Raw genomic sequence first — 5,922 nt, forward strand, 5'->3', positions numbered from 1 at the left:
GCCGGACGGCCCGCCTCCGTCCGCATCGTGCGTGAGGTCAACTAGAGGGCACGGGGAATGGGGCCTCCTCGTCCCGCTTCGCATCCATGCAACAACGCCCCACCGACCTCTCGGAGAGAGTCTCGCTGCAGAAGGCACGCACGGGATTGTACCCCAGCAGCATCGAGGCGGAGGTGTCGCCCGAGCGGCTGCGCCGCTTCTTCCACCAGGAAGATCGCCACTATCGCATCAGCAAGACACTGCGGGAAATCGTCATTTTTGCGCGGCAGAACGTGGCAGCCGACCCGCCGTTCTCTCGCATGGACCTCATCAGTTGCCGAAATTTGCTGATCTACCTCAGTCCGACGCTCCAGAAGCGCGTCATCCCGACCTTTCACTATGCCTTGAATCAAGGTGGATATCTCCTCCTCGGCGCGTCAGAGACGATAGGCGCTAATACAGACCTGTTCGCCGTCGTTGATCAGCCGCATCGCATTTACTCTCGCAGATCGACGGGGGTGTCGCGGCTCTCTCCGAACTACCGCGCCGAGGATCAACATGCCCGGCCGGGGGCGGGCGGACGCGAGGCCAATGCCCCGCCGCGCGCGTTGCCGGCTGACTGGCTGCGCGAGGCCGACAGGGTGGTGGCGGGACAGTATGTGCCCCCGGGCGTACTCATTAACAACGACTTCGACATCCTGCAGTTCCGCGGCCAGACGGGCGCATTCCTCGCGCCGGCTGCCGGCGAGCCGAGCAGCAACTTGCTGAAGATGGCGCGTGAAGGCATCTTCATGGCAGTGCGATCAGCTGTCGTCGAATGCCAGCGCAGCGGTGCAGCCGTTCGCCATGCCGATTTGCGCATCCGCGGGGACGGCGTGGATCGGGAGGTGGATGTGCAGGTGTTGCCGATCAAGCTCCCGCATGCGAACGAGCGCTGCTACCTCGTGCTGTTCGAAGAGACCGCGAGGAGGGTCAGCGCCGACGCGCGTGCCGCAGCTCGCGATGCGGTAGCGACTTCCGAAGAAACAGAATTGAGCCGCATCCGGCAGGAATTGACATCGACACGCGACTACCTGCAGACGCTGCTTGAACAACAGGACGCCGCCAACGAGGAATTGAAGTCTGCAAACGAAGAGATTCTTTCAAGCAACGAGGAGCTGCAAAGCTCGAACGAGGAATTGCAGACGGCCAAGGAAGAGCTGCAATCAATGAATGAGGAGCTGACAACCGTCAATGAGCAACTGCAGAATCGCAATGTGGAGTTGGCTCACCTCAACGATGACATGACCAACCTGCTGGCGAGCAGCGGCGTGGCAAAGGTATTGCTCGGATTCGACCTGCGCATCCGCCGATTTACACCGGCCGCTGGTAAGCTGCTCGGTTTGCTGTCCGGTGACGTCGGCCGCTCGATCGGCCATCTGATACGAAGCGTCAACCTGCCGGATATGGAAGAGCTGGTGGGCGATGTCATTGCCACCGTACAGCCGAAGGAGCGCGATGTTCGTGGCCCTGACGGCCGCGAGTATCTGCTGCGCATCCATCCTTACCGCACGACCGACAACCGCATCGACGGGGCCGTGCTGGTCCTGTTCGACATCGATGATTTGCGGCGGGCGCAGGCAGGGTTGCGCGAGGAGCGCGACTACGCTCTGGCCATCGTCGAGACGATGCGCGAACCTCTTATGGTGCTCGACGCTCAATTGCGTGTGCAGTCTGCGAACAACGCCTTCTACGCAATGTTTCGGACGACCCCATCCGATACACAGGGTCGGCTTTTCTTCGACCTTGGAAACCGTCACTGGGACATTCGGGATCTGCGCGAGCAGCTTGCGAAGGTCTTGTCCGACCACAACGCTTTAAGCAACTTCGAAGTCCAGCATGAATTCGAAAAGATCGGCACCAAAGTAATGCGGCTGAGCGCTCGACGCATCGAGCGCGAAGACTCCAACAGTGACTTGATTCTTCTCGCTATCGAAGACCGGACTGAAGCCGCTCGCCTTGAAGAGCACAACCGCGAGTACCTGGCCCAAGTGGTCGAGGCGGATCGCAACAAGACCGCCTTCTTGTCGCTGCTGGCACACGAGCTTCGCAATCCCTTGGCGCCGATTCACAACGCGCTGCACATCCTCAATCGTGCTGATGTTCCCGACGATTTAGCGCGACGGATGCTTGCCATGGTGGAGCGCCAGGTCCGGCAGATGACGCGTCTGGTGGACGACCTGCTGGACGTTGCGCGCATCACCAAAGGCGGCGTCGAGCTGCGCAAGCAGCGCCTCGAGCTCGGTACGCTGCTGCGCGCATCGGTCGATGCGGCTCGCGCTTCTTTCGAAGCCAAGGGGGTTCACCTGAACGCTGCCTTGCCTGAAGAGCCAGTTCTTGTGAACGCCGATGCGACACGGTTGTCGCAAGTTGTCGGCAACCTGCTCCACAACGCCTGCAAATTCACCAACCCCGGTGGCCAGACCCGGCTTTCGGCGCAGGTCGAGGGCGACAAAGCTGTCATCCACGTCGGCGACACGGGGATCGGCATCGCGGCCAATCAGCTGCCACACGTGTTCGAAATGTTCATGCAGGGCGACAGCTCGCTCGCACGCGAGCGCGGCGGGCTTGGTCTCGGCCTGAGCCTCGTCAAGCAGTTCGTCGAGGCCCATGGCGGCAGCGTGTCGGTTGCGAGCGAGGGGGTGGGTCGCGGCAGCGAGTTCACCTTGCAATTGCCGCTGTCGCAAGAGCCCTTGGTGAACTTCGAAAACATCGAGCAGGCGAAGGCAGCTGAACCAGTCGATCTGCCGCGGGCGTCGACTGTGCAGCGGCGCATTCTTGTCGTCGACGACAACAACGACGGTGCGGAATCGCTTGCTGCCGCGCTTCGCTTTCTCGGCCACGACGTGCGCACGGCTCACGATGGTCCAGCCGCGTTGGCTCTTGGCGCCGCCTGGTCGCCTGAAGTGGTGTTGCTCGATATCGGCTTGCCGGGCATGGATGGCTATGAAGTGGCGCGCCATATACGTGAACATCCTTGGCGTGCGCGAGTGCAGATTGTCGCCATCACCGGATGGGGCCAACGTGACGACCGAGATCGCTCGACGAGGGCCGGCTTCGATGCGCATCTGGTCAAGCCTGTCGATCTGGAAATCTTGGTCAAGCTGTTGGATGCTGCCGCTGCGCAGGAGCCGAAATGAGCGCGCCAAAGGCAGTGCAAAGGCGTGATCCAAAGCCAAGGCACGTGGATCCTTCAACAAGTGAAAAGCCGCCACGCCTGGTAGTGATCGGTGCCTCGGCGGGCGGAGTCAATGCACTGCGGACCCTGGTGTCGGGGCTGCCTCCAGCCTTTCCGGCGGCGCTCGTCATCGTTCTGCACATCGGCAGTCACGAGAGCATCATGCCCGCGATACTGTCCTCCTCCGGGCGACTGAAGGCAGCGCATGCGACCGATGGCGAGCTGCTTGTCCCAGGGAAAATCCACGTTGCGCCGCCGGACCATCACTTGCTTATCGAAGGCCAGCGCTTGCGGCTGAGCCGGGGTCCCAAGGAGCACCACACGCGCCCGGCCATCGATCCACTTTTCCGATCGGCTGCCATGACGATGGGTCCTGCCGTCGTGGGCGTCTTATTGACAGGCCGACTCGACGATGGCACCGCTGGACTGCAGGCGATCAAGGCGCAAGGCGGCATCGCTGTGGTCCAGGAACCCAGTGACGCGACCGAGCCGAGCATGCCGGCCAGCGCGCTGAAGTACGCGCAAATCGACCACTGCGTACCCTTGGCGTCGATGGCCGACCTGCTCACGAGGCTTGTCAACACGGAGGTCGGGCCGTCGGCGTTGGCGGCCCCGGAACCTGCCGCGCATGAACACGCGCTGAGCCTCTCGCAGGGAGACCCCATGGAGCATCTTTCAGCGATCGCCTCCCCCTCGCCCTTTGTCTGTCCGGACTGCAAAGGCGGGCTATGGGAAATCAGAGACACGCAACCGCATCGTTACCGGTGCCATACGGGGCACGCATACACGCTGCGCACGCTGTACCACGCACAGGGCGAAGAGACCGATGGTGCCTTGTGGGGAGCGCTGCGCGCGCTGCAGGAGAAGGAACTGCTGCTGCGCGCACTGCAGGTTGATCAGCGTGAAGGGGGCGACGCGCGCGCGCAGCGTGCTGAGAACAGAATGTTGGTCGCTCAGGTGAGATGCAGCGCAGTGCGCACCCATCTGCGCGCATCGAGTTCGAGGCGCCAAGCACCTGTCCAGGAGTTTGGGATGTTTCGCGGATCCGTCAGGCGGTGGGGAACTTGATTGGCAACGCCATTAAGTACGGGGACGAAAGGTCCGTCCGAGTGGTGTGCAATGCGAGGAGGAGCATGTCAGAGTCCACGTCGACAACCATGGTCCGACGCTTGAAGCGGCAGAACTGGATCTGATCTTTGATCCGCTTTTCCGAGGCTCGGCGGGAGCAAGCAACAAAGATGCTGGCCATCTCGGGCTTGGGCTTTTCATCGTTCGACAAGCTGCACAGGCGCATGGCGGAACAGTGGAAGTGCATTCGGCAAATCGTCAAACCCGCTTCTCAATCGTTCTACCCCGCGATGCTTCTCCTCCCCGTGGGAACGAAGACGTGGCGCAGGAGCGGCAGGTTTCGAAGACATCGCCCCGCGATGAGGACCAAAAGGCGTAGCCAAAGAAGTTCAAGCCCAAGGGCGTCGACCTCTCAGGCTCTCAGCCACACGCGATGTTTCTACCGAGTTGGTGCGGCTCCTCGTGCTGTCGATGGCTTGATCGCCTGGGCGGAACCATTGACAGAAAGGGTGACGCGTCCGCCACCCTTTCTGCTCATCCGTGATCAGGCCGCGCTATTTCTTTCCTGACGAGCCGCCCGAGTTGCCTCCGCCCTGGTTGCCGCCACGTTGTTCGGCAGCCTTTCGCGCCTCTTCCGAGGTGAACTCATGAGCATGGCCGCTCTCGTGTGCCGCACGGCCACCTTCGCTGGCGATTTCACGCTGGCGATCTTTGTCCATCGACGCAAAGCCACGTTCCGAGTCCTTGCCGCCCTGGTTCCCTCCTCGGTTGCTGCTCTTGTCCTCGCCTTTGCTGCCTTGATTTCCACTTTGGTTGCTTGATGCCATCTTGAAACTCCTTTCATCGAAGACCCGCCATCAGCGGAGGAATGTGCAACGGTTGGTTTATTCCGGCCGCGCGCCCTCTAGGACGGCAAACGATGTGCCTATTTGACCCCGGCCGGTTCGCCCGCCCGGTGGTCACCGAAGGTCGCGAGCATGAGCACACACCGTTGCTGATGCCGGTATGGTGGCACGCGCCGCATCGACCCACGATGGCCATCGAAATGCCGGCGCCGATGACGCGCGCGGCGCTGCACACAATCGTGAAGAGTGTCTTTGAGCAGGCGGCCCTGGGCCTCGAGGCGCAAGGCGAGGTGTCCTCAAGCAGAGCGCAGCGCCTACGTGCTGCCTCTGCGCATTGGCTGCAAATGGCCAACGAGGTTGACCTGCGCCATGTGCGTGACACGTTGGGGCACGCGTCAATCAGCACCACCAGCATCTACCTGCACACCGAGGATGATCGCCGGCATCAGGCCATTGAGGCGGGGCATCGGCTGGGATGGGATTGATCAACTGGACGGTGAACAGCGATGCGTAGCAGGCGTTCCTTATTGTTATAAGGACTACTACCAGCAGATCCCTACGCGGATCTGTCGGGTCTCGGTAGACATGAGATGCCCCGGCGGAACCCCACGGGGAGAGCACGTGTAGCCAATAACATCGGCGCCTAGCCCGCCCGATTGCATTGGGCTGGGCGCAGCAAGAACGCCGCGCCGACAGTAGATTGGTGCGCTGGCCGGCGTTGTTGCATGGATGCGAAGCGGGACGAGGAGGCCCCATTCCCCGTGCCCTCTAGTTGACCTCACGCACGATGCGGACGGAGGCGGGCCGTCCGGC

At 62.0% G+C, this 5,922-nt stretch carries 5 protein-coding genes; 4 read left to right on the top strand and 1 reads right to left on the bottom strand.

Going from position 1 to position 5,922, the window contains the following annotated elements; translation table 11 throughout:
- Positions 1-86 precede the first annotated feature (86 nt).
- The 3 genes from AC30NL_RS04615 to AC30NL_RS04625 are packed head-to-tail and all read left to right on the top strand — an operon-like array spanning position 87 to position 4,643.
- Positions 87-3,158 (top strand): CheR family methyltransferase, encoded by a 3,072-nt coding sequence (locus tag AC30NL_RS04615; protein ID WP_489462837.1) that lies wholly within the window; start codon positions 87-89, stop codon positions 3,156-3,158.
- Positions 3,155-4,264, top strand: a complete 1,110-nt coding sequence (locus AC30NL_RS04620; RefSeq protein ID WP_489462838.1) for a chemotaxis protein CheB — start codon at positions 3,155-3,157, stop codon at positions 4,262-4,264. The genes AC30NL_RS04615 and AC30NL_RS04620 overlap by 4 nt, the downstream gene beginning before the upstream one ends.
- Positions 4,265-4,310: 46 nt before the next feature.
- Positions 4,311-4,643 (top strand): sensor histidine kinase, encoded by a 333-nt coding sequence (locus AC30NL_RS04625; RefSeq protein ID WP_489462839.1) that lies wholly within the window; start codon positions 4,311-4,313, stop codon positions 4,641-4,643.
- A 175-nt stretch (positions 4,644-4,818) separates the two neighbouring features.
- Here the strand turns inward: AC30NL_RS04625 and AC30NL_RS04630 are convergent, their stop codons facing one another.
- Positions 4,819-5,091, bottom strand: a complete 273-nt coding sequence (locus AC30NL_RS04630) for a KGG domain-containing protein (protein WP_489462840.1) — start codon at positions 5,089-5,091, stop codon at positions 4,819-4,821.
- Between the two features lie 92 nt (positions 5,092-5,183).
- On the opposite strand from AC30NL_RS04630, the gene AC30NL_RS04635 reads away from it, so the two are divergent.
- The gene (locus AC30NL_RS04635) at positions 5,184-5,594 is read left to right on the top strand and encodes a tyrosine-type recombinase/integrase (protein WP_489462841.1); all 411 of its coding nucleotides are present in this window, start codon (positions 5,184-5,186) and stop codon (positions 5,592-5,594) included.
- The last annotated feature ends 328 nt before the right edge of the window (positions 5,595-5,922 follow it).

This window comes from Rhizobacter sp., assembly GCA_021153565.1.
Taxonomy (GTDB): domain Bacteria; phylum Pseudomonadota; class Gammaproteobacteria; order Burkholderiales; family Burkholderiaceae_C; genus Albitalea.

Coding starts and splice junctions, on each gene's coding strand:
- AC30NL_RS04630 (WP_489462840.1), bottom strand. CDS start 5,091: ATGGCATCAAGCAACCAAAGTGGAAATCAAGGCAGCAAAGGCGAGGAC.
- AC30NL_RS04620 (WP_489462838.1), top strand. CDS start 3,155: ATGAGCGCGCCAAAGGCAGTGCAAAGGCGTGATCCAAAGCCAAGGCAC.
- AC30NL_RS04635 (WP_489462841.1), top strand. CDS start 5,184: ATGTGCCTATTTGACCCCGGCCGGTTCGCCCGCCCGGTGGTCACCGAA.
- AC30NL_RS04615 (WP_489462837.1), top strand. CDS start 87: ATGCAACAACGCCCCACCGACCTCTCGGAGAGAGTCTCGCTGCAGAAG.